15 protein-coding genes are annotated in these 18004 nt (G+C 72.9%); 10 read left to right on the top strand and 5 right to left on the bottom strand.

Going from position 1 to position 18004, the window contains the following annotated elements; genetic code table 11:
• Window positions 1-6: 6 nt before the first annotated feature.
• The 4 genes from ACFYNU_RS33960 to ACFYNU_RS33945 form a co-directional block, all read right to left on the bottom strand.
• A complete protein-coding gene (locus tag ACFYNU_RS33960; RefSeq protein WP_356588989.1) occupies window positions 7-546 on the bottom strand; it encodes an AAA family ATPase in 540 nt (179 codons plus the stop codon).
• Window positions 543-4988 carry a HEAT repeat domain-containing protein gene (locus ACFYNU_RS33955; RefSeq protein ID WP_356588987.1) on the bottom strand — a complete coding sequence of 1482 codons (4446 nt, stop codon included), beginning with the start codon at window positions 4986-4988 and terminating at the stop codon, window positions 543-545. The genes ACFYNU_RS33960 and ACFYNU_RS33955 overlap by 4 nt, the downstream gene beginning before the upstream one ends.
• Before the next feature lie 77 nt (window positions 4989-5065).
• Window positions 5066-5437, bottom strand: a complete 372-nt coding sequence (locus tag ACFYNU_RS33950; RefSeq protein ID WP_356588985.1) for a DUF952 domain-containing protein — start codon at window positions 5435-5437, stop codon at window positions 5066-5068.
• Between the two features lie 85 nt (window positions 5438-5522).
• Window positions 5523-6563 carry an aminoglycoside phosphotransferase family protein gene (locus ACFYNU_RS33945; protein WP_356588983.1) on the bottom strand — a complete coding sequence of 347 codons (1041 nt, stop codon included), beginning with the start codon at window positions 6561-6563 and terminating at the stop codon, window positions 5523-5525.
• Window positions 6564-6990: 427 nt separating this feature from the next.
• On the opposite strand from ACFYNU_RS33945, the gene ACFYNU_RS33940 reads away from it, so the two are divergent.
• The 7 genes from ACFYNU_RS33940 to ACFYNU_RS33910 all read left to right on the top strand — a co-directional run bounded on the left by ACFYNU_RS33940 (window position 6991) and on the right by ACFYNU_RS33910 (window position 13081).
• Window positions 6991-8211, top strand: a complete 1221-nt coding sequence (locus ACFYNU_RS33940; protein ID WP_356588981.1) for a Cmx/CmrA family chloramphenicol efflux MFS transporter — start codon at window positions 6991-6993, stop codon at window positions 8209-8211.
• A gap of 36 nt (window positions 8212-8247) precedes the next feature.
• On the top strand, window positions 8248-8967 hold the full coding sequence (locus ACFYNU_RS33935) for a TetR/AcrR family transcriptional regulator (protein WP_356588979.1): 720 nt from the start codon (window positions 8248-8250) through the stop codon (window positions 8965-8967).
• Between the two features lie 5 nt (window positions 8968-8972).
• On the top strand, window positions 8973-9620 hold the full coding sequence (locus ACFYNU_RS33930; protein WP_356588977.1) for a nucleotidyltransferase domain-containing protein: 648 nt from the start codon (window positions 8973-8975) through the stop codon (window positions 9618-9620).
• A gap of 100 nt (window positions 9621-9720) precedes the next feature.
• Entirely contained in the window at window positions 9721-10605 is an 885-nt protein-coding gene (locus ACFYNU_RS33925) for a sigma-70 family RNA polymerase sigma factor (RefSeq protein ID WP_356588975.1), read from the top strand.
• Window positions 10606-10680: 75 nt separating this feature from the next.
• Window positions 10681-11103 (top strand): hypothetical protein, encoded by a 423-nt coding sequence (locus ACFYNU_RS33920; protein ID WP_356588973.1) that lies wholly within the window; start codon window positions 10681-10683, stop codon window positions 11101-11103.
• Window positions 11100-12326: an epoxide hydrolase family protein gene (locus ACFYNU_RS33915; RefSeq protein ID WP_356588971.1), complete on the top strand. Its 1227-nt coding sequence runs from the start codon at window positions 11100-11102 to the stop codon at window positions 12324-12326. Before ACFYNU_RS33920 ends, ACFYNU_RS33915 begins: the two co-directional genes overlap by 4 nt.
• 32 nt (window positions 12327-12358) lie before the next feature.
• The gene (locus tag ACFYNU_RS33910; RefSeq protein WP_356588969.1) at window positions 12359-13081 is read left to right on the top strand and encodes a Clp protease N-terminal domain-containing protein; all 723 of its coding nucleotides are present in this window, start codon (window positions 12359-12361) and stop codon (window positions 13079-13081) included.
• 61 nt (window positions 13082-13142) lie between these two features.
• On the opposite strand, the gene ACFYNU_RS33905 is transcribed toward ACFYNU_RS33910, so the two are convergent.
• A complete protein-coding gene (locus ACFYNU_RS33905; protein ID WP_356588967.1) occupies window positions 13143-14231 on the bottom strand; it encodes a glutathione S-transferase C-terminal domain-containing protein in 1089 nt (362 codons plus the stop codon).
• 427 nt (window positions 14232-14658) lie between these two features.
• On the opposite strand from ACFYNU_RS33905, the gene ACFYNU_RS33900 reads away from it, so the two are divergent.
• The 3 genes from ACFYNU_RS33900 (at window position 14659) to ACFYNU_RS33890 (ending at window position 17733) form a co-directional block, all read left to right on the top strand.
• Window positions 14659-15453 (top strand): nucleotidyltransferase domain-containing protein, encoded by a 795-nt coding sequence (locus ACFYNU_RS33900; RefSeq protein WP_356588965.1) that lies wholly within the window; start codon window positions 14659-14661, stop codon window positions 15451-15453.
• A 190-nt stretch (window positions 15454-15643) separates the two neighbouring features.
• Window positions 15644-16852 (top strand): hypothetical protein, encoded by a 1209-nt coding sequence (locus ACFYNU_RS33895; RefSeq protein WP_356588963.1) that lies wholly within the window; start codon window positions 15644-15646, stop codon window positions 16850-16852.
• Between the two features lie 365 nt (window positions 16853-17217).
• Window positions 17218-17733 carry a lytic polysaccharide monooxygenase auxiliary activity family 9 protein gene (locus ACFYNU_RS33890; protein WP_356588961.1) on the top strand — a complete coding sequence of 172 codons (516 nt, stop codon included), beginning with the start codon at window positions 17218-17220 and terminating at the stop codon, window positions 17731-17733.
• The last annotated feature ends 271 nt before the right edge of the window (window positions 17734-18004 follow it).

Here is an 18004-nt window from a genome sequence, read left to right as displayed (position 1 = left end):
CCGGTGTCACATCGTGGCGCCGACGCGCCTCAGTACGTCGTCCGCCAGCTCCGCCGTCGGCCGCTCGCCGTCGAGGAACACGGTCCCGTCCGGCATGGTGTCCGCCGCCGCCACGCAGCGCACCATCCGCTCCATGACCCACCTCAGCCCGGCGGCCTCGCGCTCGGGGTCGCCCAGTGCGCTGCCCCGTGCCCTGAGACGGCGCTCCAGCACCGGCGCAGGGACCTTGAGGAAGAAGTGGTGCACGGTGACGTCGGCGGCGGCCAGGGCACCGAAGACCTCGGTCAGGTAGAGCGGGTTCACGAGCGTCATCGGCACCAGGATCGGCCGCTCGTACTCCTTGAGCAGCGCCAGTGCCAGCGAGACCAACTGGCTGCGCCACAGCGGGAGATCCTGGAAGTCCTCGATCGTGACGTCCACGATGTCCCGCAGGAGGAGGCCGACCTGCTCCGGGTCGTACACGAGCGCGTCGGGCCGGCGGCTGCGCAGTTCGGCGACCAGGGTCGTCTTGCCCGCGCCGAAGGACCCGTTGATCCAGACGATCATCCCGCTCTCTCCTCTTCGACGGTGGTGGCCGTGATCCGGTCGAGCACGGACAGATAGAGCGACCGTTTGTCGGGGCGTGCGTGATCGGCCGTGTGCCGGAGCGCGGGGACCGCCCGTCGACCGAGGAGCAGCAGACCGTCCGTCGCCGCGCCCCGTACGGCCGGGTGGGGGTGGTCGAGGAGGGTGACGATCGCGGGTACGGCGGGCTCCCAGCCCGCGTGGGTGAGTGTGCGGACCGCCGAGCGCACGAGGTCCGGCTGCGGATCGTTCAGCAGCGCCGACGTGTGGCGCAGATAGGTCTCCCGGTCGAACAGTTCCCGGGCTGTCCGGTGCGCGTGCAGGCGGACCCGGGGGCGGGGGTGGTGCAGCAACTCGCCTATCAGCGTGGGGAGTTCGGGATCGTCCGCCTCGGTGAGACGGGCGAGTGCCCGGCGGATCTGATCGGGGCCGCCGGTACGGGCCAGACGCAGCAGGTCGTGCCGGGAAGGTTCGGCGGCGGGCTCGGCCGACTCGTCCGAGCGCGTCCGTGTGCCCGTACGCTCGCGTTCGGCTGCCGGGTCCCGCAGCGGCCCGCCGACCAGGACGAGACGGTCGGCGAGCCGGCCTTGGCCCTCGGCGCGCAGTCGGCGGCAGATCTCCGTGAGCGCGGGGGTACGGAGCAGCGGACGGCCGGCGAGCAGACCGAGGAATCCCCAAGCACCCGCCGCCAGACGGTCGCCGATGTGGACGGCGAGCGTGTCCGCCGGCACGGCGCTCAGGACGGGGCGGACGGCGTCCGGCGCCTGTTGCCACCGTTCCAGGAGGGCGGGTACGAGCGCTTCCAGGGCGGCCGGGTCGAGGCGCGGGGCCACCCGGGCGAGCCGGTCGTACCGGAACTCCCCGCTCCCCGGTGCGGCGAGCGCGCCGGCCGGGAGCGCGTCCGCGGGGAGCGGGTCGGCTGGGAGCGCGTCGGCAGGGACGTGGACGTCGACCCGGCCGGTGAGATACGCACGCAGGACCGCCGAACGGACGTCGGGATCGGGCCACTTGAGCAGTGCGAGGGCGGCCGTACGGCGCCGGTCCGCGTCGGGTGCGCCGAGCATGTCCAGCAGCCGGGCGCGCAGCGCCGCCGAACGCGGCTGGTCCAGATCGTCCGCCCGTACCGTACGGGGCGCTGCCCGCTCCGCCGGCGTGTCGCAGGCGCTCTCGCCGAGAGTCCACGGCGGCGCGTCCAGGGGCTGGAGCGCGCACATCCGGTCGAGGAGGGCGGACCGGGTCACGGGGTCGGCGGCCGGGTAGTCGTCGGCCAACGCGGCAAGCCGGTCACGGGAGTTGAGCGAGCCGGACGTGCCGGCAGCTCCGTCCGGAATCCCGAACGCCTCGCGCAGTACGGCTCCTTCGGAGCGCGGGCCGGCCGCAGCCGCGAGCGCCTGGTCCAGATCGGCGCGCACCAGTACCGCGTCACAGCCCCGCAGCAGGGTCAGCGTCGGAGCGGGCGCGGTGCCGGGCAGCGCGCGGACGGCGGCGGCGACGGCCCGCTTGTCCACCGTCGGCAGCGTGGGTGCCAGCTCCTGGAGCACGCGCAGGACGCCCCTTCTGTCCTCATCCCAAGTCGCCCGGTCCGTGAAGCAGTCGAGCAGGGCCCGGAGGTGCCGCGCGTAGGTCCTCTTCTCCTCACCGGTCAGCCTGCTCGGGCAGATGCGCGCCGCCAGCCGCACCAGCCGCACCCGGGTGGCGGACATCGCGTCCGGCAGCGAGTCGGCCAGGGCGAGCCAGTCCGCGAGCGTCGGCCGCAGCCCGTGCAGCAGGTGACCCGCGGGCGGTTCGGGGCGTTCGGCGATGCGCAGTGCGAGCGCGGGACGCCAACCGCCGGTCTCCAGCGCGTCGATGTCGGCGAGCGTGGCGTCCCCGGTGTGCGGGCGCACCGCGAGGCATGCGCCCAGCAGTTCACGGGCGCGTGGCTCGTCCGCGCGGGCGAGGGCGGCGCGCACGGTCGCCTCGTGAGCGGGCCCGAGAATGGCGCGCAGCGCCTCCACGAGTGCGGCCCTGAATCCCGGATTGTCGTGGCGGCCGAGCCAGTTGAGGAGCTGGGGTACCGCGGCGGCGGTGCCCGCGCGGGCGAGCACCGCCGCCGCGGTCTTCTTGATGTTCATGTTCGGGTGGTCGAGGCAGGCGGCGACGGCGTCCGCCGCCCAGCGGGCCCGCGCGTGGCCGAGGGCGAGCAGCGCCTGCCGTACGGTCGGGATGTCGTCGGCGGTCGTGAGGGTGATGAGGCTCGCCGAGAGGGCCTGCGCGTCGTCTCCGTCGGTGTCCTTGGCGAGCAGGGCGATCACGTGTTTACGCACGTGGGGGTCACGGTGGCGGAGCAGCCGGTGCACCCGGGGCCGGATGTGCGGGTACGGGATCCTGGTCAGCAGTTCGAGGAGGATCACCCGTTCGCCGTCGGCGGGCCCCGGGCGGTCGAGCAGGTCGAGCACCACGGTCGCGGCGAGTGCGTCGCCGGCCGCGTCGGCGTCGGGGGCGTCGAGCAGACAGGACGGCCGGATCCTGCGGCGCGCGTGCAGCCGCCGGCCCATGTCCCGTACGGCTGCGAGGACTTCACCGGGCACGACGGGCTCACCGGTGATCGCCGGGCCGTCCCACCGCGCGACAGCGGGCCGTTCGGTCAACCGCCGTTCCGGCAGCGCCAGTTCGGCGACGACCTCCAGCAGCAGATCGGCGATGACCGGGAGTGTGCCCACACCGCCGTGGGCGGCCAGCGCGCAGAGCGCGGCCACCGGCGCACCTCGGTCGACGCGCGCGCCGAGCAGGGCCAGTTCGGCCTCGTCGGGGCCGCCGAGATCGGCGGCTGTCCGCGCGGGCAGGTCGGCGGGGTCCAGGCGTGCGAGGAGGTCGCGCCGCTCCGCCGGGTCGTCGGCGAGCTGCCAGAGCAGTTCGAGTGCCCGGTGCCGTACGGCGCGCAGATGCGGTGCGATCACACTCTCGGGGTCCGGTGACGTGAGACCGAGCCCGTGCCGCAGGGCCTGGACCGTCGGCCGGCCGCCGATGGCCTCCAGGGTGTCGAGCGCGGCGGCGGGCTCGGTCACCAGATGTGCAAGTACGGCCTCCTCGGCAGCCGTGTGCCGGAGCGCGCGCAGTGCGTCGAGGAAGGGCCGGGGCGCGGAAGTCGCCACCAGCGCACGGGTGATGGCGTCTCCTACGGGGAGTTCGCCCGGGCCGCCCGTGCCCTGTGCGGCCAGCGCGACCAGGAGGGCGAGCCTGCGTGGCCAGCCCGGATCGTCGGCGGGGGCATCGGTCAGCAGCCGGAACATGTCCTGGCGGCAGGTGAACAGAACGGTCGCGACGTCACGCGGCGCGACGGCGTGGTCGGCCAGCGCGAGTGCGAGGACGGCGGGGACGTCGGCGCCGGTCACGAAGTGTCCGCGCCGGTGGAGCCCGCGCAGGCAGGCCACGGCAGGCTCGCCGAACAGCAGCGGGTCGCGCGCGGCGACGGCGGTCAGTTCGCCGATGTCGTGGCGTGTGGCGAGCGATCCGAGCAGTTCCAGCGCACGGCGTCGCAGCCGGGGCGGCAGGTCCTGGTCGTCGATGACGCGCCGCAGTACGCCGCTGTGACCGTGCCGGGCGAGGGTGGTGAGCGCGGCCTCCGCCACCTCGGGTCGTGCGGCGACCGCGGCGGCGGTCAGCCGGGCGTCGAGCCGGCCGGGCGGCAGCGGCTCCAACGCCGCCCAGGGCTCGGCGAGTTCGTCCAGTGCGGCGGCGACGGTCCGGGCCGCCACGGCGCCGTCGGAGTCGCTGTTGAAGCCGCCGTCGGAGCCGGAGTCGGAGCCGCAGTCGAGATCGAGATCGAGAAGCCGCGACAGATGGGCGCGGACAAGGCCTGCCGTCAGAACTCCCGCGTGCAGCCCCTCCCGCGCCAGTCTCAACGACTCGTCCACGAGCACCCGGTCGCCGCTGTCCGCCAGCTCCGCCACCAGCCGGTCCGGCCGAGCGGCGAGGCCGATGCCCGTCTCACGTACGGCCTGGTGGAGCAGTTCGGAGGCGGGCTCCCGGCGGACGGTCGTCGGGTCGTTGGCGATCTCAGCGCGCAGCAAGGCGATCTGTACGCGTACGGGGAACCCGGCCGTACGCCAGGGCGGGGCATGGCCGGCCACGGCGTACGGCTTTGGCACCCATGGTCCGAGCCGCGCGTACAGATCGGCCGCGACGAGCGCGTCCTCCGCCGTCGCCCCGTCACCCGCGGCCGACAGGGCGGCGGGCAACAGGGCGGCGAGCGTTGCCGATCGGCCGTCCGCGACGCGCTCGCCGAGGAGCGTCAGCCCCAGCGACCGTACGCGCGCGTCCTCGTGCCGCAGCAGCCGCTCGAAGACGTCCGGCGCGCAGTCGGCGGGGTCCAGGAGCCTGGCCGGCCGACGGACGCCGGCCCGGCGGAGCGCGTCGTCGAGTACTTCGTCCCTGGACGTCATCGGTCGATACTAGGTGCGCCGCCGAAGGCCCCACCAGCGAGATTCCGTCCCCCCACCGGGCCGGCGCGCGCCGGTCGTCAGTGCGCCGAGGAGGCGTCCCGCGCGATCAGTCCCCAGTCCCGGCCGGCCTCCGGGCGGACGATGTCCAACAGCTGAACCACGGCGTCGCGGTTGAGGGGCCCCCGGAGCCGTGCCGTCCGGAATCCGGGCTCCTGGGCCATGGGCGAGTCGGGCGGCGGGGTCACCCACTCGACGGGGACGTCGAGCCTGGTCTCGTCGATGACCAGGACGAGACCGGCCGTGTCCTGGTGGAAGCGCGCGACGGCCTTGAGGACCGCTTCCCGTGTCGGGGACGCGTGGACGGAGCCGTCGCGGGCCAGTGACGGCGGCGCGTAGGGCCGGTCCGGTTCGGCCAGCCAGTTTTCCAGTACGGCGAAGTGATAGAGCATGAGGCGGTTATAGCCGCTCGGGACGGGGCCGGCGGCGCCCACGCCGACGCGCTCACCGGATCGGCCCATGCGCGTCGGCCGGTGCCTACGCCTCGGCGGCGAGGCTCTCCACCGTGCTGGTCAGGGCGTCCCACGCCTGCCGGGCGTCCGGGGTCGCGGCGTGCGGTGCGCGGAGCCAGGTGAGGAATTCGGCGACGTCGTTCAGGGCCCAGCGGAGGCGGTAGAGGGCCAGGGCGGAGGGGTCCGGTTTCCGGCCGGTGGCCTCCTCGTACCGTACGAGGCCGTCCGCGCCGTCCGCGCCGTCCGCGCCCTCGGTACTCTCCGTGCTCCCCGTGCTCCCCGCGACCAGCCAGAGGTCGCGCTCGGGCACCGCGAGGCCCACCGTGTCCCAGTCGAGCAGCAGCCGCCGCTCCCCCGCCCGCAGCAGATTGCCGGGGTGCGGTTCCCCGTGCGTGACGACGAGCGGCGCGTCGCTCGCCCTCAACTCCCCCGCCCGCCGGTCGAATTCGTCGAGCCGCCCGCGCAGGGCGTCGCCGTGGATCGCGAGGAGTTGCCTGGCGGGTTCGGCGTAGGGCCCGAAGCCGTCCCAGGGACGGTTCATCTCCCGCAGCGCGCCCTCCAGTTGGGGGCGCGTCGCGAACTCGGGCGGCAGAACGCGGGCCGAGGCCGGCGGAGTGGTTCGGTGCAGCCTCGCGAGCAGGTCCAGCACCAGGCCGCGGTCGCGCGCGGTGAGGGGTTCGCCGAAGTGGCCCGGTGTGCCCGGGACGAGCGGGAACACACTGACCGCGTGTCCGGCGCCCACCTCGCGTACCGTCTCGCCCTCGGCCGTCCGCACCGGCGCCACGACGAAGTCCAGGCCGTCCGGGTCCGTGCCGCGCAGGGCCACCGCCGTGTCCATGGCGTCCCGCAGACCGTGGAAGGCGGCCTCCGGCCCGTCCCCGTACCAGCTCTTGGCAGCCAGGTCGGCCACGGTCACGAACCACCGGCGCTCCCGGGTGTCGGTGGTGGTCCAGTGGTAGTCGCCGAAGCCGACGGGGGCGTACTCCCAGCTGACGGGGTCGATCCCCCACGCCTTGAGCGCGTGGCGCACCTCGGAGTCCTGGATTCCCGCGGGTCGTTCTTCCATGCCCGCGAAGGTAGTGGCTCGCCGCCGTACCCGCACTTCGTTAAACGGGTGGAGGGCGCGAGCCGCGGCTGGTAGTTTGCCGATCATGAGCAGCCCCGAGTCCGACAGACTCTAGCCGCCGGTCGCCCGGTGGCTGATCCGCTGTCGAGTTGACGCCGTACGGCCGTGTGGGTCGTGGGCGAGTGCTCGGTACGGCCGTTGCCGCCGGTCCACCGTCGTGTGGGCCGCTTCTCTCCGCGTCTCTGATCCGCCCGACCGGTCCTGTGCCACCGCGTCCGTGAACTCTCCGGACGATGCGCCGGTCGGCGGTCTCCGCCGCGTCGCCCCGCGCCGTGACGAACCGTCATGCCGTACGGGCGCGGCCCACCTCCCCCTCCGCACCACCGCACCGTCCGTCAACTCCCGCTGTCTTCCTTGGGGTTCCTTCATGCCATTCGCCGTCTATGTGCTCGGGCTCGCCGTCTTCGCCCAAGGCACCTCCGAATTCATGCTCTCCGGGCTCGTCTCGGGCATCGCCGAGGATCTACAGGTGTCCATCCCCGCCGCCGGTCTTCTGACCTCGGCGTTCGCCGTGGGGATGGTGATCGGCGCCCCGCTGATGGCGCTGTTCAGCCGTAAGTGGCCGCGCCGCCGCGCCCTGTTGGTCTTCCTGTCCGCCTTCATCGCCGCGCATGTCGTCGGCGCCGTCACCCCCGGCTACGAGGTACTACTGGCGACCCGGATCGTCGGGGCGCTGGCCAACGCCGGATTCTGGGCGGTCGCCCTGGTCGCGGCCATCGCGATGGTCGAGCCGGCCGCGCGTGCGCGCGCCACGTCCGTCGTGGTCGGCGGTGTGACCATCGCCTGTGTGGTGGGCGTACCCGCCGGGGCACTCCTGGGTGAACACCTGGGGTGGCGGGCCGCGTTCTGGGCGGTGGCCCTCGTATCGCTGCCCGCGCTCGTCGCCATCGTGCTGTCGGTCCCGGGTGAGCGGCCCGCGGCCAACCGGGCGAAAGCGATGAACTCGACGAACGCGAGGGACACCGGATCGCCCACCGTGCGCGAGGAGGTGCGCGCTCTCACCGGGCGCCGCGTACTGCTCACGCTGCTGACGATGGCGCTCGTCCAGGGCGCGACCTTCTGTGCCTTCTCGTATCTCGAACCGCTGGCCACCCGTGTCACCGGGCTCGGCGCCGGCTGGGTGCCCGCCCTGCTCGCCCTCTTCGGCGTGGGATCACTGGTCGGCGTCACCCTCTCGGGCCGCGTCGCGGACGCGCGAAGGAGCACGTTCGTGGTGGCCGGCATGGTGTCCCTCGTGCTCGGCTGGGCCGCGCTGGCGCTGAGCGCGGCGAGTCCCCCGGCCGTGATCGCGCTTGTCCTCGTCCAGGGGATGCTCGCGTTCGGCACCGGTTCGGCGATGATCTCGCAGGTGTTCCAACTGGCGCCCGGCGCGCCGACGTTGGCCGGTTCCTTCGCGACGGCCGCGTTCAACGTCGGGGCCGCGGCCGGCCCGTGGCTCGGCGGCCTCACCATCGACGCGGGTCTCGGTTTCCGGTCCCCGGTGTGGGTGAGCGCGGCGCTCATGGTTCTCGCCCTGGCGACGGCCGGTGTCTCCCGCCTGATGGCCGGGATTGTCCAGTCCGACTCACAAAAGCTACAGTTGCAATGAAAAGCTATAGCCTCTAAGTAACGAAAGGCCGCTCCCGTGCCGGTCGGCAAGGACACCCCTCGCCAGCGCTACCGCGATCATGTACGCGCGGAGATCAAGCAGGCCGCGCTGCGGCAGATCGGGGACGGCGGCCCGGCGTCGCTGAGCCTCAACGCGATCGCCAAGGAGCTGGGGGTCACCGGCCCGGCGCTGTACAAGTACTTCGGCAGCCGGGACGCCCTGCTCACCGAGTTGATCATCGAGGGTTACGAGGACGTCGCCGGCGCGGTGCGGGCCGAGGCCGCCCGCACCGCCGACCGGCCGGCCCGGGAGCGGCTGCACGCCCTGGCCGCCACGTACCGGAACTGGGCCGTCAAGGCCCCGCATCTCTATCAGCTGCTGGCGGGCTCGCCGTCGCCCGGTTACGAGGCCCCGAGCGAGACGGTCGACAGTGCGCGGGCCGTCCTCGGCCCGTTCCTGACGGTGCTCGCGCAGGGGGCGCCCAGGTCAGCGGCCGGGGCACTGGAGTCCGAGCTGGGCGCCTGGGACGAGGACAACCCCGCGGTCGCCGAATGGGTACGGGCGTACGCCCCCGGCGCCGATCCCGGCCCGGCCCTCGCCGGCGCGGTCACCGTCTGGTCGCGGATGCACGGGGCGGTCAGCCTGGAGATCCAGGGGCAGTTCACGGGCATGGGCCACCGTGGCAGCACCCTGCTCAGGTCCGAGATCGACGCCCTCGCCGACGCGATGGGGCTGCCGCCGAGCCCGGAGGACTGACCGCCGTGGCGCATCCCGGCCCGGAGCACGGCTCCGGCCCCGGCACATCGCTCGGCATCTGGGAACCCGCGCCGCTCGCCGAGGTGGTGCGGCTCTTCTCCGGCCTGCGGTGCCCGTGGTGGATCGCGGGCGGGCACGCGATCGAGCTGGCCGTGGGCCATGTCTTCCGGCCGCACGGGGACATCGACGTCCTGCTGCTGCGCCGCGACCAGCTCGCGGCGCAACGGGTGCTGGCCGGGTGGGAGTGGTGGGCCGCCGATCCGCCCGGGACGCTGCGCCCGTGGGCCGCGGGCGAGTTGCTGCCGGCCGGTGTCCATGACATCTGGTGCCGCCCCGGGCCCGGCGCCCCCTGGCGTATCCAGCTGATGCTCGACGAATCGCAGGACGGCGAATGGATCTCGCGCCGTGATCCACGGGTGCGCCGGCCCGTCCATGAGCTGGGCACGGCCTCCGCCGACGGTGTGCCGTATCTGACACCCGAGGTGCAGCTCTACTACAAGGCGAAGGCGCCGCGCCCCAAGGACGAGGAGGACTTCACCGCCGTACTGCCGCTGCTGACCGGCGACCGGCGTGACTGGCTCGCGGGGGCGATCTCCCTGGCGTACGGCGCACATCCCTGGCTCGCCCGGCTGTCGCGCGGCGACGGCCGGTGAACCGGCGGAGATGATCGGGCGCCCTCTCGTCACATCGACCGCGTTCCTTCCGTCATCACGGTGAGGGACGCAACGACGGGACGGGTCGAGAGGTACGACGATGGACGAGAACGAGTTCCTGGCGGGGCGCTTCGAGGCGCACCGCGCCCATCTGCGGGCGGTGGCCTACCGGATGCTCGGTTCGGTGAGCGAGGCCGACGACGCGGTCCAGGAGGCGTGGTTCAAGCTCCACCGCTCCGACACGCGCGAGGTCGAGAATCTGGCCGGCTGGCTGACGACGGTCGTGGGCCGCGTCTGCCTGGACATGCTGCGCTCGCGCACCGCACGGCGTGAGGACCCGCTGGAGGAGCGCGTACGGCTGCCCGATCCGATCATCAGCGGCGTGGACGGCGTGGATCCGGAGCAGGAGGCGCTGCTGGCGGACTCGGTCGGCCTCGCGCTGCTCGTGGTGCTCGAAGCGCTGGCTCCCGCCGAGCGGCTGGCCTTCGTCCTGCACGACCTGTTCGCCGTGCCCTTCGAGGAGATCGCCCCCGTCGTCGGCCGCTCCCCGGCCGCCACGCGTCAGCTCGCCAGCCGGGCCCGGCGGCGGGTCCAGGGCGCGGCGCCGGCCCCCGACCCGGACATCACCAAGCAGCGCGAGGTCGTGGACGCGTTCCTCGCGGCGGCGCGGGACGGCGACTTCGACGCGCTCGTCGCCCTGCTCGACCCGGACATCGTGGTGCGCTCGGACGGCGGCGCACTGCGTCCGGGAGGGCTGGTGCGCGGCGCGGCGGCGGTCGCGGGCGGGGCCATCTTCGCGGCCCGGTTCGCCGAGGTGTCGCGGCCCGCGCTCGTCAACGGCGCGGCGGGGGTGGTCGCGACGGCGGAGGGGCGGCCGATCTCGGTCATGGCGTTCACGATCACGGACGGCAGGATCGCGTCCATCGCGATCCTCAACGATCCCGAGCGGCTGGACCGGCTCGATCTGACGGTCCTGGACGGCTGAGCGGAGGGCTCGGATCCCGTTCCTTTTCGTCAGGCAGTCTTGACGTCAAGGCTGCCTGACGAAAAGGATGGGGCCATGTCCACACCTGACGAGTTGGAACGCCGGTACACGCTGCCCGGCGCCGTCGCGCGCTACGACGCGCTGCGGACACGCGACGCCCTGTCGTCCCCCGCCGACGAGGACGACTCCGCGCCCCCGGACGCGGACGCGCTCACCCGCGGCGAGTCGCTGGAACTGCTCGCGCTCGGGGAGGTGATCGCCCGCAAGGCGGGGTACGGACGACAGCTCTCCGTACGCTCCGCCCGCCGGGCCGGCGCCTCGTGGTCCCAGATCGGCGCGGCCCTCGGCACCAGCAAGCAGGCCGCCTGGGAGGCGCACAACCGGTGGATCGACGAACAGGCCCGGGAGTCCGACGCCGGCCACTGGGGCTGGGACGCGGACGAGGTGACAGCCGCCCGCGAACTGGCCGGCGAGCCGGACGGCGAGGGCACCCGATGAGCCGTCCCCGCACGGCGGTCACGCCCGCCACGGCCGCGATCGAACCGTTCGTCGTCGACGTGCCGCAGGCCGACCTGGACGATCTGGCCGCCCGCCTCGCCGCCACCCGTTGGCCCGACGAACTCCCGGGCGCCGACTGGTCCCAGGGGGTGCCGCTGCGCTACCTCCAGGCGCTCGCCGAGTACTGGCGTACGGAGTACGACTGGCGGGCACAGGAGGCACACCTCAACCGGTTCCCGCAGTTCACGACCGTCATCGACGGCGCCACGGTCCACTTCCTGCACATCCGTTCCGCCGCCGCCACCGACGCTCTGCCGCTGCTGATCACCCACGGCTGGCCCGGATCCGTCGTCGAATTCCTCGACGTCATCGGCCCCCTGACCGACCCCGGCGCGCACGGCGGCGACGCGGCCGACGCGTTCGACCTCGTCATCCCGTCCATTCCGGGCTACGGCCTGTCCGGACCGACCCGCGAGGGCGGCTGGGACGTGCACCGAGTGGCCGCGGCCTGGGCCGAGTTGATGCGGCGGCTGGGGTACGGCCGTTACGGCGCGCAAGGCGGTGACTGGGGGCACGCGATCACCCGCGAACTGGCCGCGGTCGACGGTGACCATGTCGTCGGCATCCACCTCAACACGCTGCTCACCCTTCCGCCGGACGACCCCGCCGAGGCAGCCGCCCTCACCGCCGAGGACCGCGCGCGACTGGACCAACTGCTGGCCGCGGAGCCGGAGATGTCGGGCTACGCGAAGATCCAGGGGACCCGGCCGCAGACTCTCGCGTACGGCCTGACGGACTCCCCCGTCGGTCAACTCGCCTGGATCGCGGAGAAGTTCACGGAGTGGACGGACTCCAGGCGGAGGCCGCTCGACGGGGTGCCACGGGACGCGGTGCCACGTGACCGGCTGCTCACCAACGTGATGCTCTACTGGCTGACCGCGACCGCCGGATCGTCCGCCCGTCACTACTGGGAGGCCGCGCACCCGTCCCGCCCGCCACGCGGCGGACGGCTCACGACACCCACCGGAGTGGCGGTCTTCGCCGCCGATCAGGCCCGCCCCGTACGGCGGCTCGCCGAGCGTGACAACACCATCGTGCACTGGTCGGAGTTCGACCGTGGCGGCCACTTCGCCGCACTGGAGGAGCCCGGACTGTTCACCGATGACGTACGCGCGTTCTTCCGCCGGTTCCGCCAACCCACGCAAGCGTCAACTTCGGGTTGACGCCTCCGATGTTGTCAACCTATGGTTGACACATGACGCATCCCATCCGGCTCGACGATCTGATCGACGCCATCAAGAAGGTTCACACCGACGCTCTCGACCAGCTCTCAGACGCGGTCATCGCCGCGGATCATCTGGGCGATGTGGCCGATCATCTGATCGGTCACTTCGTGGATCAGGCACGACGCTCCGGCGCCTCATGGACCGACATCGGCCGCAGCATGGGGGTCACCCGGCAGGCCGCCCAGAAGCGGTTCGTCGCGAAGCCGGGCGAGGGGGCGGACTTCGACGCCGGCCAGGAGTTCAGCCGCTTCACCGACCGGGCCAGGCAGGTGGTGACGGCCGCCCAGGAGGAGTCCCGCGCGGCGGGCAACGACCGGACCCGGCCGGAACACCTCGTGCTGGGGCTGCTGAGCGAGCCCAAGAGCATCGGCGTGCTGGCCATCACCGCGCAGGGTGTGACCGTGGAAGCCGTACGCGACGCGGTGGAGGCGGTCCTGCCGCCCGCCGTGCCGGACGTGCCCGACCTCATCCCGTACGACGCGGGCGGGAAGAAGGCCCTGGAGCTCACCTTCCGCGAGGCCCTGCGCATGGGGCACAACTACATCGGGACCGAGCACATCCTGCTCGCCCTGCTGGAACTGGAGGACGGCGAGGGGGTGCTCAGCGGGCTCGGTATCGACAAGGCGACAGCCGAGGCGTTCGTCTCGGAGGCGCTGGCGGCGATCGTCGCGGCTCAGAAGGACACGCCCTAGGAACGGGCGACCCGGTTTGCCGCGCCCACGGGGGGCGCGGCAGGCCCACGGCGTACCGCCGTCAAGGGCGTCCCGTCGGCGGGACCTCCTCGCCCGCCGGCACCGGCCCCGGCGGGGTCCCGTCCCCGAAGGGCCGGCCGCCCAGCTCCTCGCGGTGGTGGAGGGTGAGCCAGTCGGAGAGGTCGGGCCCCAGGGGGACGATGCCGGTGGGGTTCACACCGGTGTGGACCTGGTAGTAATGCCGCTTGATGTGATCGAAGTCGACGGTGTCACCGAAACCGGGCGTCTGGTAGAGATCCTTCGCGTACGCCTGGAGCACCGGGTCCTCGGTCAGCTTGGCGCGGTTGCACTTGAAGTGCCCGTGGTAGACGGCGTCGAAGCGCACCAGCGTCGTGAACAGCCGGATGTCGGCCTCGGTGATGGTGTCCCCGACGAGATAGCGCCGGCCCGCCAGCCGCTCCGACACCAGATCGAGCCGCCGGAACACATCCCGGTAGGCGCGCTCGTACTCCTTCTGCTCGGTGGCGAAACCGGCCCGGTAGACACCGTTGTTGACGTCCCGGTAGATGCCCTCCATCACCTCGTCGATCTCGTCCCGCAGCGGCTGCGGGTACAGATCCGGCGCGCCGGGGCGGTGCAGGGCGGTCCACTCGGTCGCGAGGTCGAGTGTGATCTGCTGGTAGTCGTTGGTGACGAGCTGCCCGCTCGGTACGTCGACGATCGCCGGCACGCTGACACCACCGGGGTAGCCCGTCTCGCGCGCGTCGTACGCCTCGGCGAGGAAGCGGATGCCCAGGACCGGGTCGCGGCCGTCGGGGTCCAGGGTGAAGCGCCAGCTGCGGTCGTCCTGGATCGGGTCGGCGATCGCGAGGGAGAGCGCGTCCTCCAGGCCGAGCAGCCGCCGTGACACGACGGCGCGGCTCGCCCAGGGGCAGGCGCGACTGACCACCAGGCGATAGCGGCCCGCCTCCACCGGCCAGCCGTCCCGGCCGTCGGCGGTGACGCGGTCGGCGAAATGACTCCTGGACCGCTTGAAGGGCTTCCTGCCGTACTCGGCATTTCCTTCCGTCCCCTTGCTGTCCTTGCCCTTGCCGTCCGTCCCCCTGCCGTCCGCCCCGTTGGCTTCCTTCGCGCCGGTCGCGTCGCTCATGGCCGTCCTTCCCGGTCGGGCCCCGAAGAGCCCGGGGCCGGACCTCGATCATCGACGGATCGTTCTGCCGCGCTCTGTTCCACGCTGTCCGGCCCGCGCGGAAACACACATACGGACGCGGTCAGGCCCGGACTCCAACCGGTGGGCCGGTTCGGTGAGATGGCGGCACTCGGGGCCGCCGGTCGTGCGCCGGGCCGCCTCGCGGTAGGCGCTCGCGGGGGTCGCCAGCAGGTCGAGGCCGGCGGCCGGGCCGTGGACCATCGCGACGGCGACGGCCCGAACCATTTTCGCGTGCCGCCCGCTGATCTGCGAGAACGGCCCACCCACCCACGTACGCCGTGTAGAACGTAAGGATGCCCGGATCGATCACTCAACCCCGACCGCCCCTCCGCTCCTTCGCACGCACCACGGATAGGTTCCCCGCCTCATGAACGCAGTCAGTGCCACCGCCGGCGACAGCGACAGCGCCTTCCTCGACCGCACCGCGGACGTCCTCGCCGCGCTGCCCGCCGTCAAAGCCGTGACGCTCGGCGGCTCGCGTGCCCAGGGCACCGAACGCCCCGACAGCGACTGGGACATGGCCGTCTACTACGAGGGCGGGGACGAGGGGGACTTCGACCCCGCCGATCTGCGGGCCGTCGGCTGGCCCGGCGAGGTCTCCGAGATCGGTGGCTGGGGCGGCGGGGTGTTCAACGGCGGGGCGTGGCTGACGGTCGAGGGCCGGAGCGTCGACGTGCACTACCGCGATCTCGCCGTCGTCGAGCACGAACTGGCCGAGGCGCGGGAGGGGCGCTTCCATCTGGAGCCGCTGATGTTCCATCTCGCGGGTATCCCCAGCTATCTGGTCGTCGCCGAGCTGGGCATCAACCGGGTGCTACGGGGTGAACTCCCCCGCCCCGACTATCCGCCGGCGCTGCGCCGGACCGCACCGGAGCGCTGGCTCGGAAACGCGCGTATGACGCTCGCGTACACGAAGGCCAACCATGTCCCGTACGGCCGGCTCACCGAGGTCGTCGGGAATCTCGCCATCGCGGCGACGCAGACGGCGCACGCCGTACTGGCGGCGCGCGGCGAGTGGGTGACGAACGAGAAGACGCTGCTGCGGCGGGCGGGACTGCGGGACGTCGACATGATCACGTCGGAGCTGAGCGCGGACCCCGGGGAGCTGGCCGGTTCGGTCGCCGAGGCCGAGGCCCTGTTCGCCTCGGTCTCCGCGTACTGAGCGTGCCGTCGGGGGACGGCGGGGGCGGGTGTGCGGCCGGGGACCCCTCTTATGCCGCACATATCCGCGTTCCGAATGGCGCAACACGGACAGGTGTGGGTTTGTTGTAGCAACGCGTGCGTGCTGATCACGCACCGTGACCTACACGGTGTGTGCCCACCCGTGAAGTTCGACGCAAGGGAGCCGCGCCATGCCGCTCGACCCCACCACCCCGACCAACAACGACCACCACTACGAGGAGCCGATCCACCCGGACGCCGAGAGGCGCACCGGATCGCGGGACCCGGTCGACGAGGCCGGCGAGGAGCCCATACGCACGCTGCTCTGGACGGCCGCCACCTACCGGCCGCTGGAGGAGGTGGCCGCGCTGGTGATGCTGCTCAAGCGGACCGGCGAAGTGCCCAACCCCGGCGACGAGGCCCTGCGGGTCGCCGCCGTGGCCCGTCCGATAGACGAGGTCATGCAGCTCGTCGCGATGCTGAACGAGCCGCCGCACGAGATCGACGAGGCCGATACGACGCTGCGCGCGGCGGCCGTCGGCCGGCCGATCGAGGAAGTGGCCCAGCTGGTGTCGTTCCTCGGCACCCATGAGAACGAGCCGCCGTTCGCGACCGCCCACCGCGACGCCGCGCGCGGGAAGCCGGCGCCGACCCTGTTCGGGCGGCGCGGCGAACAGGACCGGCGTGACGCGTACGCGGGTCCCCCTGAGCGGGACGAGCGCGACGACCGCGCGGACCTCGACAGCCTCGACGACCACGCGGCCCACGCGGCGCGCGCCGCCGAGCCGCAGCCCGCGCCTCAGCACGTCGCGCCGTGGACGAGCGCCCCGGCCGGTCCGCCGCCCGAGGTTCCGCGCCTGGCCCCGGCCGCCGGCGGCCGTTCCGGTGCCGGGCCGAGGAACCGCCGTACGGATTCGAAAAACCGCGGCACGGAGTCGACGGAGTCGTTCACCCTGCGCTCCTCCGTGCGGTCCCCGCTGCGCTGGCCCGCCGCCGCCGCGCTGTTCGCCTGCGGTGCGATCCATCTGCCGACGGACTTCGCCGGTCTGCGGTCCGGTGGCTACGCGGACGCCGTCTCGCTCGTCGTCACGTTGCTCTGCCTGGTGTTCGGTGTGTGGCTCGCGGTGGCCGACTCGGCGCGGATCTGGGCGGCGGGCGCGGCCACGGCCGTCGGGATCATCGCGGCCCACGCCCTGTCGGGCCTCGGCACCGTCGATCTGCTCCGGAGCAGTCTGGGCGCGGACTTCGGCTGGGCGAGTCCGGTGGCGGTGGGCTGCGCCGCGATCGCCCTGGTGCTCTCCGGCATCGCCCTGACGCTCCGTCAGAAGGCGGTCCAGAAGGCGATTCAGCAGGGGCTGCGGAGGCCGGCGCGATCGGCGGGCATCGCCAACGACGCCTGAGAATCCGCACCTCACACCCCGTCCCCCGTTCGCGGTCTGTCACCGGCCACGAGCGGGGGACGGTCGTGTCGCAGTACCCCTCGCCGTACCCCCTCACCCGTGCGACCGGGTAGGGCCGTGACGTACCTGCGGCCCAACTGATCTTTCACACAGGGCTATTGACGTGAACGCGGCGGCCTGTATGGTCTAGGCCAAGTGGTAAAGACCTTTGCCGAATGCGGGCGCCAATGACCGCCTTCGGACAAGGCCGCCCACCACCGCCCTTCGCGCCTCTTGGCCCCACACCTGAGAGGCCCGCCCGGGCCGTATTCATGTCCCCCACGGACTGCTGCGGCACGGGAAGACCTGATGTGAAGGAGTAACGCATGCACTCGAAAAGGAAGATGGCCGTCGCCCTCGGTGCGGTGATCGCGCCGATCGTCGCGATAAGCCTTCCGGCGGGTTCCGCGAGCGCCCACGGATATATCTCCGACCCGCCGAGCCGGCAGGCCCAGTGCGCCGCCGGAACCGTCAGCTGCGGTGACATCAAGTACGAGCCCCAGAGCGTCGAAGGCCCCAAGGGTCTGACCAGTTGCAGCGGCGGGAACTCCCGCTTCGGCGAACTGGACGACGACAACAAGGGCTGGGCGGTGACCCCGATCGGCTCCAGCCAGAACTTCAACTGGAAGATCACCGCGCGGCACGCCACCAGCACCTGGCAGTACTTCGTGGGCGGTCAGAAGGTCGCCGAATTCAACGACGGCGGCGCGCAGCCCGGGGCGACGGTCACCCACAACGTCAACTTCGGCGGTATCTCGGGCAAGCAGAAGGTTCTCGCGGTCTGGAACATCGCGGACACCGTGAACGCGTTCTACACGTGCATCGACGTGAACATCGGCTGACGGATTCTCCCGCGGAGCTGGTAACCACGATCCCTCCGCCGAAGAAACGCTGACCGGCAGAACGCGTTCCACCGGTGCCCCTCCCTGCGCCGGACCGTGTCCGATCTCCGCGCCCGGGGGGGCCCCCGCGCCCGGGGGCGGGGGGCCCCCGCCCCCCCCCCCCCCCCCCCCCCCCCCCCCCCCCCCCGGGGGGGGGGGGGCCCCCCCCCCCCCCCCCCGGCCCCCCCCCCCCCCCCCCCCCCCCCCCCCCCCCCCCCCCCCCCCAACCCCC

Origin of the sequence: Streptomyces sp. NPDC006643, from assembly GCF_042870175.1 — a bacterium.
In the GTDB taxonomy this organism is placed as follows: Bacteria; Actinomycetota; Actinomycetes; order Streptomycetales; family Streptomycetaceae; genus Streptomyces.
Note: the sequence above shows the minus strand (reverse complement) of the source record. Positions and strands in the feature narration are given on the sequence as shown.